Origin of the sequence: Duganella dendranthematis (assembly GCF_012849375.1) — a bacterium.
GTDB classification, from domain to species: Bacteria; Pseudomonadota; Gammaproteobacteria; order Burkholderiales; family Burkholderiaceae_D; genus Rugamonas; species Rugamonas dendranthematis.
Genome location: NZ_CP051684.1, coordinates 5216800 through 5234214, shown reverse-complemented (window position 1 = coordinate 5234214; position 17415 = coordinate 5216800). Strand labels below are relative to the sequence as shown.

Annotated in this window: 16 protein-coding genes; 13 read left to right on the top strand and 3 right to left on the bottom strand. The window is 63.7% G+C overall.

Annotated elements, in window-relative coordinates:
• Positions 1-28: 28 nt before the first annotated feature.
• Genes HH213_RS24050 through HH213_RS24040 form a run of 3 tightly spaced genes read right to left on the bottom strand, consistent with a single transcriptional unit; the run spans position 29 to position 3494 of the window.
• Positions 29-526 (bottom strand): type II secretion system protein, encoded by a 498-nt coding sequence (locus tag HH213_RS24050; protein WP_169113917.1) that lies wholly within the window; start codon positions 524-526, stop codon positions 29-31.
• A gap of 31 nt (positions 527-557) precedes the next feature.
• Positions 558-1784, bottom strand: a complete 1227-nt coding sequence (locus HH213_RS24045) for a type II secretion system F family protein (protein WP_169113916.1) — start codon at positions 1782-1784, stop codon at positions 558-560.
• A 3-nt stretch (positions 1785-1787) separates the two neighbouring features.
• The gene (locus HH213_RS24040) at positions 1788-3494 is read right to left on the bottom strand and encodes a GspE/PulE family protein (protein ID WP_169113915.1); all 1707 of its coding nucleotides are present in this window, start codon (positions 3492-3494) and stop codon (positions 1788-1790) included.
• Positions 3495-3635: 141 nt separating this feature from the next.
• On the opposite strand from HH213_RS24040, the gene HH213_RS24035 reads away from it, so the two are divergent.
• From HH213_RS24035 to HH213_RS23975, 13 genes are all read left to right on the top strand, one after another.
• On the top strand, positions 3636-4352 hold the full coding sequence (locus HH213_RS24035; RefSeq protein WP_169113914.1) for an ABC transporter ATP-binding protein: 717 nt from the start codon (positions 3636-3638) through the stop codon (positions 4350-4352).
• Positions 4353-4360: 8 nt separating this feature from the next.
• The gene (locus HH213_RS24030; protein WP_110847597.1) at positions 4361-5293 is read left to right on the top strand and encodes an ExeA family protein; all 933 of its coding nucleotides are present in this window, start codon (positions 4361-4363) and stop codon (positions 5291-5293) included.
• Positions 5294-5365: 72 nt separating this feature from the next.
• Complete coding sequence (gene mshL, locus HH213_RS24025) at positions 5366-7195, top strand: pilus (MSHA type) biogenesis protein MshL (protein WP_169113913.1); 1830 nt, start codon at positions 5366-5368, stop codon at positions 7193-7195.
• The gene (locus tag HH213_RS24020; protein WP_229263135.1) at positions 7192-8826 is read left to right on the top strand and encodes a tetratricopeptide repeat protein; all 1635 of its coding nucleotides are present in this window, start codon (positions 7192-7194) and stop codon (positions 8824-8826) included. The genes mshL and HH213_RS24020 overlap by 4 nt, the downstream gene beginning before the upstream one ends.
• Before the next feature lie 3 nt (positions 8827-8829).
• Positions 8830-10533 carry a GspE/PulE family protein gene (locus HH213_RS24015; RefSeq protein ID WP_169113912.1) on the top strand — a complete coding sequence of 568 codons (1704 nt, stop codon included), beginning with the start codon at positions 8830-8832 and terminating at the stop codon, positions 10531-10533.
• Positions 10533-11735, top strand: coding sequence for a type II secretion system F family protein (locus HH213_RS24010; protein ID WP_169113911.1), 1203 nt, complete (start codon positions 10533-10535; stop codon positions 11733-11735). The genes HH213_RS24015 and HH213_RS24010 overlap by 1 nt, the downstream gene beginning before the upstream one ends.
• Positions 11736-11742: 7 nt before the next feature.
• Positions 11743-13317, top strand: a complete 1575-nt coding sequence (locus HH213_RS24005; protein ID WP_110847592.1) for a hypothetical protein — start codon at positions 11743-11745, stop codon at positions 13315-13317.
• Positions 13314-14003, top strand: coding sequence for a hypothetical protein (locus HH213_RS24000; RefSeq protein WP_169113910.1), 690 nt, complete (start codon positions 13314-13316; stop codon positions 14001-14003). Before HH213_RS24005 ends, HH213_RS24000 begins: the two co-directional genes overlap by 4 nt.
• Positions 14000-14533: a hypothetical protein gene (locus HH213_RS23995; protein WP_169113909.1), complete on the top strand. Its 534-nt coding sequence runs from the start codon at positions 14000-14002 to the stop codon at positions 14531-14533. Before HH213_RS24000 ends, HH213_RS23995 begins: the two co-directional genes overlap by 4 nt.
• A complete protein-coding gene (locus tag HH213_RS23990; RefSeq protein ID WP_169113908.1) occupies positions 14523-15236 on the top strand; it encodes a type II secretion system protein in 714 nt (237 codons plus the stop codon). The genes HH213_RS23995 and HH213_RS23990 overlap by 11 nt, the downstream gene beginning before the upstream one ends.
• Positions 15233-16000, top strand: coding sequence for an ABC transporter permease (locus HH213_RS23985; protein ID WP_169113907.1), 768 nt, complete (start codon positions 15233-15235; stop codon positions 15998-16000). Before HH213_RS23990 ends, HH213_RS23985 begins: the two co-directional genes overlap by 4 nt.
• A gap of 8 nt (positions 16001-16008) precedes the next feature.
• Positions 16009-16779, top strand: a complete 771-nt coding sequence (locus HH213_RS23980) for a hypothetical protein (RefSeq protein ID WP_229263134.1) — start codon at positions 16009-16011, stop codon at positions 16777-16779.
• A gap of 40 nt (positions 16780-16819) precedes the next feature.
• Positions 16820-17383, top strand: coding sequence for a prepilin-type N-terminal cleavage/methylation domain-containing protein (locus HH213_RS23975; protein WP_110847587.1), 564 nt, complete (start codon positions 16820-16822; stop codon positions 17381-17383).
• Positions 17384-17415: the final 32 nt, after the last annotated feature.

Genomic DNA, 17415 nt, shown 5'->3' with positions numbered 1-17415 from the left:
ATCGTCCGAAAAATTTGCGCGGATTGCGCTAGTCCTTCACTTGCTCAAGGGCCACACCTACAGTTTCAGGTGCGCCTGACGGCTTGGCGGGGCTATGGGGCAAGCGAAGCAATTTTACCTTGAATTTCAAACGTTTCGTTTGAGCATCTATAAAAGAATTTCCAAAATTTAACAAATAAATCAGACTTTTATCAGTACGATCGAAACACCAATTGCCCGCGCCGACATCCTCGTTGCTGGGGCTAAACAACTCCCCTGCGTAATTCGCAGGCTTGGCTTTTAGTAAATCGAGCGGATTTTCTTCGGTTAAAAAGGTTAAATCGGTACTGCGCCCAGGCAATTTTGCTTGCGCCGCCTTAATTTCTAAGGCGGCGCGAACGCTGGCCACCGTCATCTGCACCGCTGCCTGTTCGGCTTCTCCCTGGTAGTACCAGAGCCGCTGCAGCAGCAAGCCCATCAAAATGCCCACCACAACGACTGCGACCGCGAATTCCAATAAACTCGCACCCCGTTGTTTTGCAGTCACAAATATTATTGAGAAAGCCACGTTTTTACAATCAATGATGCAAGGCAGCTTTGCCCAAGTCCCAAATCGGCAGGAAGATCCCCAGCGCCAGCACCAGCACCATGATGCCGAGGAACACAATCAGGATAGGCTCGATCTGCGACGACAAGGTCTTCAACTCGTAATCGACTTCGCGCTCGTACATCTGCGCGATCTCGTCCATGAGCTCGTCGAGGGAACCGCTCTCCTCGCCTACTGCGATCATTTGCAGCACGATCGGCGTGAACACATTGGTGGCGGTGGCGGTGCGCAAGATGCTCTCGCCGCGCTCGACGCCGTCGCGCATCTGCTCCACGCGGGCGGTCAGGTAGGCGTTGTCGACCGTCTGCGCCACCACCGACAGCGCCTGCACGATCGGCACGCCGCTGCGGCTGGACAGCGAGAAGCTGCGCGCAAACCGCGCCAGCGTGGCCTTCAGGATGATTTTGCCGGCGACCGGGATTTTCAGTTTGAACTTGTCCCACTGATACAATCCCTTCGCCGTGCCGACCCACATGCGGAAGCCCCACACCGCCGCCACCAGCGCCACCGCCATCACCGGCCAGTAGCGCACGGTGAAATTGGACGTCGCGATCAAGATCCGCGTCATCAGCGGCAGTTCGGCGCCAAACTTGGAAAACACGCCGACAAACGCCGGAATCACGAAGATGTTGACCACCACCATCGCCGCCACCATGGCAAACACCACAAAGCTCGGATAGCGCAGCGCGGTCTTGACGCGTTCGCGCATATCGCGGTCGAACTCCAGGTGGTCGAACAAACGCAGAAAGACTTCCTCCAGCCGCCCGGTCATCTCCCCCACCCGCACCATCGACAGGTAAAACGGCGTAAACACGGTCGGATGGCGGCGCATGGCGGCCGACAGTTCGCGGCCGGAATCCAGCGACTCGCGCAAATCCTTGATCACCTTGCCGAACGATTTGCTGACCGCCGATTCCTGCAAGCCCGCCAGCCCGCGCATGATGGGCACGCCGGACTTGAGCAGCGTGTACATCTGGCGGCTGAACAGTTGCACGTCCATCGACGTGACTTTCTTTTCCAGCAACTTGGCCCACCAACTGTCGCCATCGGCCACTTTTTTATTGGTGACGCTGATCTCGACCGGCGTCACGCCGGTATTGAACAGCTGATCGGCCACGGCGCCGCTATCGGCCGCCTCCAGCACGCCCTGCATCAGCTCGCCGCGCGCGTTGCGGCCCTTGTAGGCAAAGAAAGGCACGGCTTAGTCCTCGACCTGGTTACTGATGCGCATCGCTTCGGAAATCGTCGTGCGACCCTGTACCACCAGCTGCACCGCGTGACGGCGCAAGGTTTCGCCGGCCATCTGCTGCTGCGCCACCTTGAGAAAATGGGCCGGATCGGGATCGTTGGCTGCATCCACCACCGAGCGCGTCATCTCCAGCAACTCGTAGACGCCGGTCCGGCCGCGATAGCCCATGCCATTGCAATGCGAGCAGCCCTTGCCGTGGAAATAGCGCGCCTTGTCGACCTTGTCGTTCAGTTCCAGGCTGAGCCATTCGCGTTCGGTCGGCGTCGGCTCGTACGGCGTGGTGCAGCTTTCGCAGATTACCCGCACCAGACGCTGCGCCAGCACCGCCTGCAGCGACGAGCCCACCATATAACGCGGCACGCCCATGTCCATCAACCTTAGCGGCGTGCTGACGGCGTCGTTGGTGTGCAGGGTCGACAGCACCAGGTGGCCGGTCATGGCGGCGCGCAGGCCGATGGCGGCGGTTTCCTGGTCGCGCATCTCGCCGACCAGCACGATATCCGGGTCTTGCCGCAGCGCCGAGCGCAGCACGCGGGCAAAGTTCAGGTCGATCTTGTCGTTGACCTGCACCTGGTTGATGCCGGCCAGCCGGTACTCGACCGGGTCTTCCACCGTAATCAGCTTTTTCTCGACCGAATTCAGCTCGGACAGCGCGCAATACAGCGTGGTGGTCTTGCCGGAACCGGTCGGCCCGGTCACCAACACCAGCCCGTTCGGCCGCTGGACGATGGCGCGGAATTTCTCCAGCAGGCCGCGCGGCATGCCGATCGCGTCCAGCCGCAGCTGCGTGCCGCCCTGGCTCAGCAGACGCATCACCACCGATTCGCCGTACTGGGTTGGCATGGTCGAGATCCGCACGTCAATGCGCTGGTTTTTCACGCGGACGGCAAAGCGGCCGTCCTGCGGCAAGCGTTTTTCCGAAATATCCAGGTCCGACATCAGCTTCAGCCGCAGCGCCAGCGACGGCGCGATCTTCATGTCGGCCTCGGTTTGCAGGTGCAGCACGCCGTCGATGCGGAAGCGGATCTGCAAGCGGCCTTCCTGCGGCTCGATGTGGATATCGGAGGCGCGCACCTGCGCCGCATCCTCAAACACCGATTGCAGCAGCTTGACCACCGGCGCTTCTTCCACGTTAGGATTGGCTGCGGCCAGCGCGCCAAAGTCCACCGACACTTCACCGACGTCCTGTTCCAGCTCACGCGCCAGGTCGGAAATATCCTCGGTGCGGCGGTAGATGCGGTCGATCGCGGCCACCACCTCGGTCTCGTTGACCACCGCCAGCTCGATACCCTGGCGCACGATGCGGGCGATTTCGTCGTAGGCAAACAGGTCGGTCGGGTCGGACATGCCGACCAGCAGCGAGCCGCGCCGGTCTTCCAGCACCAGCGCGCGGAAGCGGCGGGCCTGGGTTTCCGGCAGCAGCCGCACGATTTCCGGATTGATGTTGAAGAACTTTAGGTTCAGGTAGGGAATGTTGAGCTGGCGCGCCAGCGCGCCGGCGATCTGTTCCTCAGTAACATAGCCGTTTTCGACAAACACGCGACCGAGCTTGCGGCCGCTGCGCTTTTGATCGGCCAGCGCCAGGCCCAATTGCTCCTCGGAGAGCAGCTTTTGCTGCACCAGAATTTCACCCAACCGTACTTTTTCTGGCCTCGACATGCCGACTCCCCGTGAATTGTCACCAAAACTTGCGGCCATTCTATGACAGATGGGCTGGCAGAGCGAGTTAGCGGGGGCCAGGTGTCGCTTTCTTTGGACGGATGCGCTACAGTGTGGCTCGTTTCTTTCATCCCTCGATCCATGACCGAACCTGCCCTGCGCTTCCAGCAAGTCGTCAAACGCTATGGCGCGGCCAGCGTGCTGCACGGCGTGGATCTGGAGCTGGGCGCCGGTGAATGCTTCGGTCTGGTCGGCGTCAACGGCGCCGGCAAGACCAGCCTGATCAAGTGCCTGCTGGATTTTTGCGCACTCGACGGCGGCCGCATCGATATCTTCGGCCAGCCGCACCATCAGCCGGCCGCACGCAAGCCGCTGGGTTTCCTGCCCGAAAGCTTCACGCCGCCCTACTACCTGACCGGCGCCGACTTCATCCGTTATCTGCTGACCTTGCAAGGACTGCCTTACCAGCCCGACGCCGTGGCCGCCATGCTGGCCTCCCTGGACCTGGATGCAGACGCCCTCAAACGCATGGTGCGCAGCTATTCCAAAGGCATGACCCAAAAGCTCGGCCTGGCCGCCTGCCTGTTGGCGCGCAAGCCGCTGTACGTGCTGGACGAGCCGATGAGCGGCCTCGATCCCAAAGCGCGGGCACTATTAAAAGAACAGTTGCGCGCGCTTCACCGCGCCGGCAGCACGCTGTTCCTGACTTCGCACGCGCTGGCCGATGTGGACGAGCTGTGCGACCGCATGGCCATCCTCCATGAAGGCCACATCCGCTTCGCCGGCACCCCGGCCGAATGCCGCGCCCGGTACGGCGCCGACACCCTTGAGCAAGCCTTCCTGGCTTGCATCGCGTGAGCGTGACCATGTACCAATCCCACTTCGGCCTGCGCGAGTCGCCCTTCAATATCACGCCCAACCCGGCGTTTTTTTATGCCGGCAACGACCGTGGCGACATTCTGGACGCCATGCTGTACGCCGTCAGCCATGGCGAAGGCATTATTAAAGTCACCGGCGAGGTCGGCGCCGGCAAGACCATGCTGTGCCGCATGCTGGAAAGCCGCATGCCGTCTCACATCGACGTGATTTACCTGGTCAACCCCAATCTCGATCCGCTGGAAGTGCAGCACGCCATCGCCGCCGAACTGGGCCTGCAAACGCACGGCTTGCGCGCCGATGAAGTCCAGCGCAGCCTGCAAGCCGAGCTGATCGCCCGTCACAGCGCCGGCCGCCAGGTGGTGTTGCTGGTCGAGGAAGCCCAGGCCATGCCGCTCGACACGCTGGAAGCCATCCGCCTGCTGACCAACCTGGAAACCGCGCGCAGCAAGCTGCTGCAAATCGTGCTGTTCGGCCAGCCGGAGCTGGACCAGAATCTCGACCTGTCCAGCATGCGCCAGCTAAAAGAGCGCATCACCCACAGCTTCCACGTGCCGCCGCTGCCAACCGCGCTGACCGGCGACTTCCTGGCCCACCGCCTGCGTGCGGCCGGGCATGACGGCGGCGCCATTTTCAGCCCGGCGGCGGCCCGGCTGATCGCCGACGCCTCGGAAGGCATCGTCCGCCGCATCAACATTTTGGCCGACAAGGCGCTGCTGGCCGCGTTTGCGGCCGACGCCGAGGTGGTCGAGGCCAGCCACGCCCGCCAGGCCATCGCCGAATCGCCATTTGGCCGCCGAAGCCGCATGGCTGGCCGCTGGCGCGGCGGCTTGCATTTCAGACCTGTTGTACTGGGAGGTTTGCTGCTGCTGTTAATTGGGGGAATTTGCTGGGCCATCCTTGCGGCGACACGAAATTTGTAAGATCATGTTACTCACAATTGCAAAAACGCAACAAAAAGAACCTCCTGCATCATGCTGGGCCGGAAAGATACGATGAAAAAATTCAGCTCCCCTCTTGCCCCTGTGGTTTGCAGTGTCTTGCTGAGCGCCTGCGCCAGCCATAGCATCCCCAATTCGCCGCTGCATATTACGGAAGCGCCGCCGGTGGCCGGCACCATTCCGGAGCCGGTGCAGCAAAGCGTGGCGCTGCCGCCACCCAAGCCGGCCGCCAAGGTCGAGACTTTCAGCGTCACGGTGCACAAGGTGCCGGTGCAGTCGCTGCTGTTTGCGCTGGCGCGCGACGCCGGTATGAACGTGGACGTCCATCCGGGGCTAGAAGGCACGGTCACGCTGAACGCGCTGGATCAGACGCTGCCGCAGTTGCTGAGCCGCATCCAGCGCCAGGTCGACATGCGCTATGAAATCAACGGCACAACGCTGACGGTGCTGCCGGATACGCCGGAGTGGCGCAACTATAAAGTCGATTACGTCAACATCGCCCGCAGCACCACCAGCAGCGTGAATATCGCCACGCAGATTTCCACCACCGGCGCCGGCGGCAGTGGCGGTAACGCGGTCCAGCAGGCGGTGCAGAACAATACGCAGCAACAGCAACTGGGGGCGAACGGCCAGCCGCTTCAGCAGCAGGGCAACAACGGCCAGCAAGGCAACGGCAGCAATAATTCGACCACCTCGGTCATCAACCGCTCGGACAATAACTTCTGGTACAACCTGGAGCGGAATATCCGCGACATGCTGCGTTCGTCCAACCTGAACGACAATCCGGTGGACCCGCTGGCAGGCCAGCAGCAAAGCGGTCCTGGCGGCACGCAGCAACCGCAGCCGCAACTGAACGTGCTGGGCGGCCTGGGCGGGCTGGATGCGGGCAACAAATCGCGCAACTCGGTCATCGTCAATCCGGAAGGCGGCCTGATCGCCGTGCGCGCCACCGCGCGCCAGCACGAGAAGATCCAGCAGTTCCTCGATGTGGTGCTGGGGGCCGCCAAGCGCCAGGTACTGATCGAAGCCACCATCATCGAAGTCAAGCTGAGCGATAGCTATCAGCAGGGCATCGACTGGAAGTCGGTCGGCCGTGGCGGCCTGACCCTGACGCAAAAGCAGGTTGGCACCACCACCCTGCCGAGCGGCGTGCAGACCAACGTGTCGCCCGGCGTGTTCCTGCTCAATTACACCAATCCGACCAGCCGCCTGGGCGACATCGCCGCCACCATCCAGCTGCTGGAGTCGTTCGGCAAGGTGAAGGTACTGTCCAGCCCGAAAATCAGCGTGCTGAATAACCAGACCGCGCTGCTGAAAGTGGTGGACAACAATGTATTCTTCTCGATCAAGGTGACGCCGGCGGTGCTCAATTCCAGCGGCGGCATCAGCACCCCCGCCGTGTATGAATCGACGCTGCAGACGGTGCCGGTGGGCTTTGTCATGAGCGTCACGCCGCAGATATCCGACAACGACGAGGTAACGTTGAACGTGCGCCCGACCATCACGCGCGTGGTGGACCACGTCAAGGACCCGAATCCGGCACTGGTCAACGTCGCCAGCGAGATTCCGGTGATCCAGGCGCGCGAGATGGAGTCCATCATGCGCGTGAACAGCGGCCAGGTGGCGGTCATGGGCGGGCTGATGCAGGATTCGGTGGATAACGCCAAGGACGGCGTTCCCGGTCTGAGCAGCCTCCCGCTGGTGGGCAACCTGTTCTCGTACCGCAATGAAAACAGCACCAAGACCGAGCTGGTGATTTTCATGCGCCCGGTGGTGATCAAGGACGCCAGCGTCAACGGTGACTACAAGGAGTACCGTTATCTGCTGCCGGGCCAGAAACCTGACGATGAACCGTACCCCGTGCCGAAGGCGAATGGATCATGAGTCTACTAATGCAGGCGCTCAAGAAGGCGGAGCGCGCAAAACAAAACTCGCTATCCGATGACGAGATCGACCGGCCGTCGGAAGCGTTTGATGAGATTTTGGCGCTGACGCCGGAGCCGGGGCCGAGCACGTCCGTCTCCGCACCCGCGTCCACGCCAGCACGCGCGCCCGCGCCCGCAGCGTTCAGCCTGGAGCCGATGGACGGCCTGAGCCTGGAACCGCTGGCGCCGCCAGTCTCCGCCGCTGCAGACGCCGCCACGCCACGCCCGGCGCCCAGCCCGCTGCCGCCCGTCAGCGACCATAAAGAGCCCGGCCTGACCATGGACCTGGCGCTCGATCCGATTGCCGCGCCGCCTTTGGCGAAGCCGACTCCGAGCGCGCCTGCGCCTGCGCCTGCGCCCGCCATTGCGCCACCACCGCCTCCGCCTGCAGCGCCGCCGCGTGCTGCCGCCGCCACGCCAGCCAGCGCAGCCCCAGCCGCTGCCGCAGCTGCCGCAGCGCCCGGCAAAAAAACCGCCAGCGAGGCCGCCAATGGAAAACCTCCCAGCGGCGCGCGCGCGCGCTCACGCACCGCCGCCGCTGCCGAACCAAGCAGCTTCGATCCAGAACGCCTGCGCCTGATTGGCCTGATCGCCCTGCTGGTGCTGCTGGTTGGCGGTTTCGGCATCTATTACTGGATCGCCCTGACCGGCCCCGGTGCAGGCGCCGGATTGCCGCCAGTCCCAATGCCACCGCAAAACGCCACCAGCGGCGCCACCAGCGCTGGCCAGATCATCGTCGCCAACCCAGGCGCCGGCAGCACTGCCACCGGCCCGGACGCGGCAAACGGCGGCAACACCGGCATCCCAGCCGACGCCGACGATCCCCTGCTCGGCCCCACCACCGCCAGCCGCGGCAACCAGCAAGACCTGGAACGCCGCCTGGAACGCACCGAGCAGGAACTGGCCGCCGCCCAGCAAGCCATCCAGGCCGCCGCCGCGCCACGTCCGGAACGCATGCCCGTGCTGACCGCGCCGAAAAATGACGACATCCGCGTCACCCGCATCGTGCAGCCAGCCCCGGTTGCGCCAGCGCTGGACCGCGCCTACCAGGCCTTCAACAGCGGCGACACCGCCGGCGCCCAGCAGCAATATGACGCCGCCCTGGCCCAGGACGCCAACAATCGCGACGCCCTGCTCGGCGCCGCCCACGTCGCCGCGCGCCAGAACCAGAAGGACAAAGCCGCCAGCTACTACCTGCGCCTGCTGGAACTGTCGCCCAACGACGCCGACGCCACCGCCGGCCTAATCGGCCTGCGCCAGGGCGACATCAGCCAGAGCGAAGCGCGCCTGAAAGCCATTCTGGCCAACACGCCGGACGCCGGTCCGATTCTGTTCGCCCTCGGCAACCTATACGCACAACAGGGCCGCTGGCCGGACGCCCAGCAAGCCTACTTCCGCGCCGTTGGCGCCGCGCCGGACAATCCGGACTACGCCTACAACCTGGCCATCGGCCTGGACCGCCTGAACCAGGGCAAACTGGCGCTCGGCTACTACCAGCGCGCGCTGGCGCTGGCGCAGGACAAGGCCGTCGGCTTCGACCGCAACGCGCTGCGCAAGCGCATGCATGAACTGAGCACCGTCCCCCACTGACACATGGCAGAACAACCCAAACTCCCACTCGGCAAACTGCTGATACAAAAAGGCATCATCAGCGAAGACCAGCTGCGCATCGCGCTGATCGAGCAAAAAAGCAGCAACGAGCCGCTGGGGAAACTGCTGATCACACTGGGCTTCGTCACCGAAGCCACGGTGCGCGAGGCGCTGTCGGAAAACCTCAACACCCAGAGCGCGGACCTCAACAGCCTGGTGGTGGACGCCATCGCCCTCAAGCTGATTCCCAAGGAAGTGGCCAAGCGCTATCGCGTGTTCCCGATCGTCTACGAGCGCGCCACCGATAATCTGATCCTGGCCATGTCCGACACCAGCAACATCGTCGCGCTGGACCAGATCAGCGCCATGCTGGTCAAGGGCATCACCATTACGCCGCTGCTGGTCAACGAATCCGACATCTCGCGCGCCATCGACCAGTATTACGGCTTCGAACTGTCGATCGACGGCATCCTGCACGAAATCGAAACCGGCGAAGTCAATTACGCCAGCATCGGCAGCACCTCGGACGAATACAGCCAGCCGATGGTGCGGCTGATCGACGCCATTCTGGCCGACGCCGTGCAAAACAGCGCCTCCGACCTGCACTTCGAGCCGGAGCAATCGTTCCTGCGCATCCGCTACCGCATCGACGGCATCCTGCGCCAGATCCGCAGCCTGCACAAATCCTACTGGCCGGCGATGGCGGTGCGCCTGAAGGTGATGTCCAACATGAACATCGCCGAAACCCGCGCGCCGCAGGACGGGCGCATCTCGATCAAATTCTCCGGCCGCCAGATCGACTTCCGCGCCTCGGCGCAGCCGACCACGCACGGCGAAAACTTCGTGCTGCGCGTGCTGGATCGCCAGAAAGGCATCGTGCCGCTGGATGGACTGGGCTTGGGCGAGAACGAACTCAATCTGCTCAAGCTGATGATCGCTCGTCCCGACGGCGTGATCCTGGTGACCGGACCGACCGGATCCGGCAAAACCACCACGCTGTATTCGATCCTGAACCACATCAACACCGAAAGCGTCAATATCATGACGCTGGAAGATCCGGTCGAGTACCCGATGAACATGATCCGGCAAACTTCGGTCAACGAATCGTCCAAGATGGGTTTCGCCGAAGGCATCCGTTCGATGATGCGGCAAGACCCGGACGTGATCCTGGTCGGCGAAATCCGCGACAAGGAAACCGCCGAAATGGCCTTCTCCGCCGCCATGACCGGCCACCAGGTGTATTCGACACTGCACACCAACTCCGCCATCGGCGCCATTCCGCGCCTGCTGGACATTGGCGTGCTGGCCGATATCATGGCCGGCAACATCATCGGCATCATCGCCCAGCGGCTGGTGCGCAAACTGTGTACCGCCTGCCGTGAGGCCCATGTAGCGGACGATGTCGAACGCCGCCTGCTCGGCATTTCGGAAGACGCCGCGCCGCAAACGCTGTACCACGCGGTCGGCTGCGACAAGTGCGCGCACCAGGGCTACAAGGGCCGCATCGCCATCATCGAGCTGCTGAAAATGACACCGGCGCTGGATGAATTGGTGGCGCGCCGCGTCTCCACCCGCGAACTGAAAAACGCAGCGGCCGCCGGCGGTTTCCACAGCCTGATCGACGATGGCCTGCGCCGCGTGCGCGAAGGCGTGACCACGCTGGAAGAGGTCGGCCGCGTGGTGGACCTCACCGAAAGGCTGGGCTGATGCCGCAATACCTCTACCGCGCGATGGACGCCACCGGCCATATCCAGCCGGGGAATATGGACGCCGCCAACGAGCCGGATCTGGAACTGCGCCTGACCCGCATGGGGCTGGACCTGATCGACTGCCGCGTCTCGCGCGCCAAGGTCATCGCCATCAAGCGCGTGATCACCCGCAAGGACTTGATCAACTTCGCCTTCCACATGGAGCAGATGACCGGCGCCGGCGTGCCGATTCTGGACGGCTTGAATGATCTGCGCGAGAGCATCGACCATCCGCGCTTCCGCGAAATGATCACCGGCCTGATTGAAAATATCGAAGGCGGCAAGCAGCTGTCGGCCGCGCTGGCCGAATATCCAGAAGTATTCGACCTGACGTTTACCAGCCTGATTACCGCCGGCGAGCAAAGCGGCAAACTGGCGGAGGTGTTCAGGAATCTGTCGGAAACGCTGAAATGGCAGGACGAGCTGGCGTCGCAGACCAAGAAGATCATCATGTACCCGGCCGCCGTAGGCCTGTTCGTCACCGGCGTGATGTTTTTCCTGATGATCTACCTGGTGCCGCAGCTGACGTCCTTCGTCAAAAACATGGGCAACACGCTGCCGCTGCATACCAGGGCGCTGATCTTCGTCTCGAATATCTTCATCAATTATTGGTACATCATGATCGCCATCCCGGTGATCGGCTTCTTCGGCGGCCGCGCCTGGCTGGCGCGCAGCGAGCAGGCGCGCTATGCGGCCGACGGCTTCAAGCTGCGCATCTGGATGATCGGCCCGGTGCTGCACAAGATTATCCTGGCGCGCTTCGCCACCTTCTTCGCCATGATGTACGCGTCCGGCATCACCATCCTCGAATGCATCCGCCTGTCGGAAGGCATCGTCGGCAACCGCGTGGTGGCGGCCGGACTGCGGCGCGCGGCGCAGCAGATCTCCGAAGGCCAGGGGATTACGCAGGCGTTCCAGAACACCGGCATCTTCCCGCCGCTGGTGATCCGCATGCTGAAAGTGGGCGAATCGACCGGCGCGCTGGATGGCGCGCTGCATAACGTCAGCTACTTCTACAACCGCGAAGTCAAGGAGATGATCGAGAAGGTGCAGTCGATGATCGAACCGGCAATTACCGTGGTGCTGGGCGTAATGGTGGGCTGGATCATGCTGTCGGTGATGGGACCGATCTACGACACGATCAGCAAGATCAGGACCTGAGGCCATCGTGTTCACCAAACATTTATTCTATCTGACCAGCGAACAGCTGTGCGCCTATGAATGGCACAATGGCCGGCTGTCGGGCGGCGTCTGTTTCGTCAACAACCGTGGCGGCATCGATGATTTCATGGACTACATCGACAGCCATCACCGCTTCTCGCCCGCCTACATCCTGGCCGACCTGATTGAAGAAGACTTCCAGCGCGTGACGCTGCCGCATGTCAGCGGCGCCGGCGCCCGCAAGCTGCTGCAACGGCGCTTGATGCAGCAGTACCGCGAAACGCCGTTCCGCCACCATGAAGTGCAAGGCCGCGAAGCGGCCGGGCGCCGTGACGACATCGTGCTGCTGTCGGCGCTGACCAATCCATCCTCGGTGCAACCGTGGGTGGAAGCGCTGGAACAGCTGCAAATGCCGCTGGCCGGCCTGTATTCGACCACGCTGATGAGCGAAGAGCTGGTGCGCAAGCTGCGCCTCAATGACGAGCACCTGTTGCTGGTGACGCAGCAATCGGCCGGCTGGCGCCAGAGCTACTTCCAGAACGGCATGCTGAAGTTTTCGCGCCTGACGCCGGCCATCGACCGTGACGGCAATCCGGTCAACATCGGCGTGGAAACCGCCAAGACGCAGCAGTTCCTCAGCAGCCAGCGCCTGATGGCGCGCGGCCAGGTGCTGGCTGCGGTGGTGGTCACGCCGGCCGCCGATACCGAGGCGCTGAACGAACAATGCGAAGATGGTGCGGAAACCGTGTTCCGCCTGCTGTCGCTGGAATCGGTAGCGGACGGCGTCGGCCTGAAAACCGACAGCGCCGACGTCGACGATCTCGCGCGACATCTGGCCGAACCCGCGCTGCTGGCGTTATTGGCGCGCAGCGCGCCGGCCAGCCACTACACGCTGGGCCTGTGGCAACGCTACTTCAAGCTATGGCGGGCGCGCGTCAACCTGTATGCGGTGAGCGCCACGCTGGCCATCTGCGGCGCGGCGTGGACCGGCGCCAACCTGTGGCAGGAACACGAAGCCAATAGCGACAGCAAACAGCTGACCGCCGAAACGGCCAGCTTTAATCAGCGTTATCGCGCCACCATGGCGGAGATTCCGCCGCGCGTGACCACCACCGCCAATATGCGAGCGGCCGTCAATGTGGAACGCATGCTGGCCACGCAATCCGGCTCGCCGCTGGGCATGGCGACGGTGGTCAGCGAGGCGCTGGAGGCGGTGCCGCAAATCCGCCTGCTGCAAATGGACTGGAAAGTGAACGCACCGAGCGCCAACGCGCCAGCGCCGGGACAGGACGCCACGCAGGCCACGCCGATTTCCTCGCTGGTGGCCGGCATTCCACAACGCGCGCCGCAGACACTGGTGCTGGAAGCGGAGATCATGAGCGAGCAGGATGACTATCGCAATGCGGTGGAAAGCATGACGCAGTTTGCCAAAGCGCTGGCGCGCCACCCGCGCCTGACGGTGGAAGTGGAGAAGCCGCCGGTGGACACGCGGTCGTCCGTCAAGCTGTCCGGCAAGGCCGGCGCGCAAGTGGCCGCGCCAAGCCGCGCGCGATTCACCCTCAACCTGGTGTGGAAGCCATGAGCATGAATCCTGTCCCCGGAAAAAAGAAAGCTGCGGCGGCCATCACGCTGCCGTACTGGATCGCGGAGTTTGCGTTAATCCGCACGGCGGTGCTGACGATGCTGGCGGCGATCACCATCTCGCTGACTGGCGTGATGCTGAGCCAACTGAAAAAACACGAAGCCAACGACACGCTGGAGACCAATCAGCGCGCGCGCGATGCCGCATCGTCACTGTACGCGCAGGTGGACAGCGAGAAGCGCGACATCCGCAACTACCAGCAGCGCTTTATCGCGCTGCGTCAGCGTGGCCTGGTGGGCGACGAGCGCCGGCTGGAATGGCTCGATGCGATCCGTCAGACGCAGGAACAACTCAAACTCGCGCCGCTGAGTTACGAGATTGAACCGCAACAGACCGTGCAACTGGAGTCGCCGCTGGACCTGGGCGACTTTGAGCTGCGCGGCAGCCGCATGCGGCTGCACATGGAGCTGCTGCATGAACTGGACCTGTTCAACTTCTTCCAGATGCTGCGCCAGCAAAGCTACTTCGCGGTGCAGGATTGTTCGATCAAGCGCATGGGCGTAACGGCCGGAGCGCCAGGCGCGCCGACGCTTGGTGCCGACTGCACCTTGAACTGGATCACGCTGAACACCGCGCCGAAAGCGCCGCGCCTGGCCGCGATGAAGCCAACGAAAGGCAAATCATGATGCGCCGCGCCGCCCTCTGCGCCGCGCCGGCGCTGCTGTCATTGCTGGCCGCCTGGCTGCCGTCGTCCGCGCAGGCGCAAGTCACGCTGGGCCGGCTGTTCTCGACGCCGGCCGAACGCGCCACCATGGAAGCCAGCCGTGGTGGCGCCGCCGCACCACCAGCCAATCCGCAAGATCCGCAGCAGCAGCCCGGCATGCCGGGTATGCCGGGTATGCCGGGTATGCCGGGTATGCCGCCAGCCAATGGCGGCCAACCCGGTGCCCCAGGCAGCGCGGCCGCCGTGCCTGAAGCACCGCCCCCGCCACCGGTGCTGCTGATGAGCGGCGTGCTGCGTCGAAGCGACAACCGCACCACCGTGTGGCTCAACGATGAGCCGCAGTACGGCGCGCAGAAAAGCACCTCGCAGCGCCCCGGCGCAGCCACGCCGAATGTCACGGTCACGCTGCCGTCCGGGAAAAAGATCATCCTCAAAGCCGGCCAGCGCTACGACCTGACGGAAGGCCGCATCAAGGACATCAATGAACCATAGGCTCACGCACCGCCGCCAGTCCGGCTTCACCCTGGTGGAAATCGCCATCGTGCTGCTGATCGTCGGCCTGCTGATCGGCGGCATGATGGCGCCGCTGGCATCGCAGCTGGAGCAGCGTCGCGTCACCGACACCCGGCGCGCGATGGAAGATGCGCGCGAGGCGCTGTTCGGCTTCGCGCTGCGCAACGGCTACCTGCCCTGCCCCGCCGTCTCGTCCACCAATGGGCTGGAAGACCGCACCGGAAACCTCTGCAACAAGCGCTTTGGCTACCTGCCATGGACCACGCTGGGCGTGAGCCGGCTTGATGGCTGGGACAGGGTGATGGGCTACTCCGTCACGCCGGCGTTTACCGACTCGCTCACCCCGTTTACCTTGCAGACACCGCGCGACATCACCATCGGCACCCGCAATACCGCCGGCCAACTGGTGCAGGCGACCGACATGAACGATATTCCGGCGGCCATCATTTCGTTTGGCCGCAACGGCTACGGCGCCACCAGCAACCAGGACACCCTGATCGCCGACGCCGGCGTCGGCAACATCGACGAGAAGGTCAACTTGCAAGCTGGCGGCACCACGCTCGTCGCCCGCGACATTGCCGAGGACGCGCGCGCGCCAGGCGGCGCATTCGACGACCTGGTGCTGTGGATTTCGCCCAACATTTTGTACAACCGCATGGTCGCGGCGCAGCGCTTGCCATGATGCGGCCGGCGCTCACCATCGCCCGCTACACGCTGCTGGAAGCCTTGCGCAACCGGCTGCTGTGGCTTGTGCTGCTGATGATGGCCGGAGCCGTCGCGGTCAGCGGATTTTTGAATGAACTAGCGCTGACCGAGAGCCGTCAATTGCAGGCGGCCTTGCTGGGTGCCGTGCTGCGCTTCGCGGCAGTGTTCTTGGTGGCGACCTTTGTCATCACCAGCATGGCGCGCGAGGCCAATGACAAAGGACTCGAATTGCTGATGGCGTTGCCGATGCCGCGCGCGGTTTATTTGTTCGGCAAACTGGCCGGATTTGGCGCGCTGGCGGTGCTGCCGGCGTTGCTGTTTGGCGCGCTGGGACTGTGCTTTGCGCCGCCCGAGCAAGCCGCGCTGTGGGCGTTTTCGCTGTTGTGCGAATGCTGGATCGTCGCGGCGTTCAGCGTGTTGTGCATGCTGACGCTGAACCAGGTGCTGCCGGCATTGGCGGCGTCGTTTGCGTTTTATCTGCTGGCGCGCGTAATCGGCGCGTTGCAGTTGCTGGGGCATGGCGCCGGCATCGTGCAAAGCGGCGGCCAGCAAATGCTCAACACCGGCATTGACGGCCTGGCGCTGCTGCTGCCGCATCTGGACCAGTTCACGCGCAGCGACTGGCTGGTGTACCACAGCGGCAGCGGTGCCGACCTCGCGACCATCGCCGCGCAAACCGCCATCTACGTCGCCCTGATGGCCGCCGCCGCGCTGTTCGACCTGCACCGCAAAGCCATCTGAGGCCGCACATGCCGTCCGCCACACCGCCTCCCGATCCAGCCGCCACAGCCGGAGCAATCAGCCCCGCCCAAGCGGCATCGCGCCACGCAGCACAGCGCGCCGCGCCGCGCCGTGTGCTGTGGGCCGTGCTGTTTGCGCTGACGCTGCAAATCCTCTGGCAAGCCAGCCGTCCGCCTGTCCGCGCGCGCGCGCGCGACCTGCCGCCGGCACCGTCGCTGGCCACGCTGCAACTGGCCGCGCTGGGCGACCCGGTCGCCCTGTCCAAAGCCACCATGCTGTACGTCCAGGGCTTCGACGAACAAGCTGGCGTCAGCATCGCCTGGCGCAACCTCGATTACGTCAAAGTTGCGCTCTGGCTGCAGCGCGTGCTGGACCTCGACCCGCGCAGCCAATACCCGCTGCTGGCCGCGAGCGAAGTCTATGGCGCCGTCAGCGACCCGGCGCGCGCGCGCCTGATGCTGGACTTCGTCTACGCCCGCTTCACCGAAGACCCCAACCGCCGCTGGCCATGGCTGGCCCACGCCGCGTTGGTCGCCAAGCACCGCCTGCACGATCTGCCGCTGGCGCGCCGCTACGCCGCCGCCATCCGCATGCAAGCCACCGGCCCCAACGTCCCCGCCTGGGCCAGGGAACTGGAAATCTTCATCGCCGAAGACATGAACGAACTGGACGCCGCACGCGCGCTGATCGGCGGCCTGCTGCAAAGCGGCCAGATCACCGATCCCAACGAGCTCAAATTCCTGGCCGCGCGCCTCGACCAACTCAACCAAAAACACTAGCGCTTGCTATACTACGAGCCATCATCAGAAAGGATTTCCCATGCGCCCACAATTCGCACGCCAACGCGGCTTTACCCTGGTGGAAATCGCCATCGTACTGGTCATCATCGGCCTGCTGCTGGGCGGCGTGCTCAAAGGCCAGGGGCTGATCGACAGCGCCCGCGTCAAGAACATCATCCAGCAATCGACCTCGCTGACTGCCGCCGTCAACGCCTATCAAGATAAATTCCGCGCCCTGCCCGGCGACGACGTGCAAGGCACCGTGCACGCACCCGGCGCCACCGGCAACGGCAACGGCGACGGCCAGATCGGCGAATACCTGCTGGCCCCGCAACACCTGGCGCTGGCCGGCTTCATCACCGGTTCCTACAACGGCACCAGCGACTTCATGACCAGCGCACAGGGCGGCGCGGTCTACATCTACAACGACGTGGTGGCCGGTCGCGGCGGCAACGGCATCCGCCTCGACAACCTGCCCGACTCGTTCGCCGAACAGCTCGATAGCAAGCTGGATGACGGCAAATACAACACCGGCTCGGTACGCGCCACCGGCGCCTACACCAACAACGGCAGCGTGATCCAACGCACCGCCGTGTTCTTCTAAGATTAAAAGCACAATCGTACTTTTTTAATCTA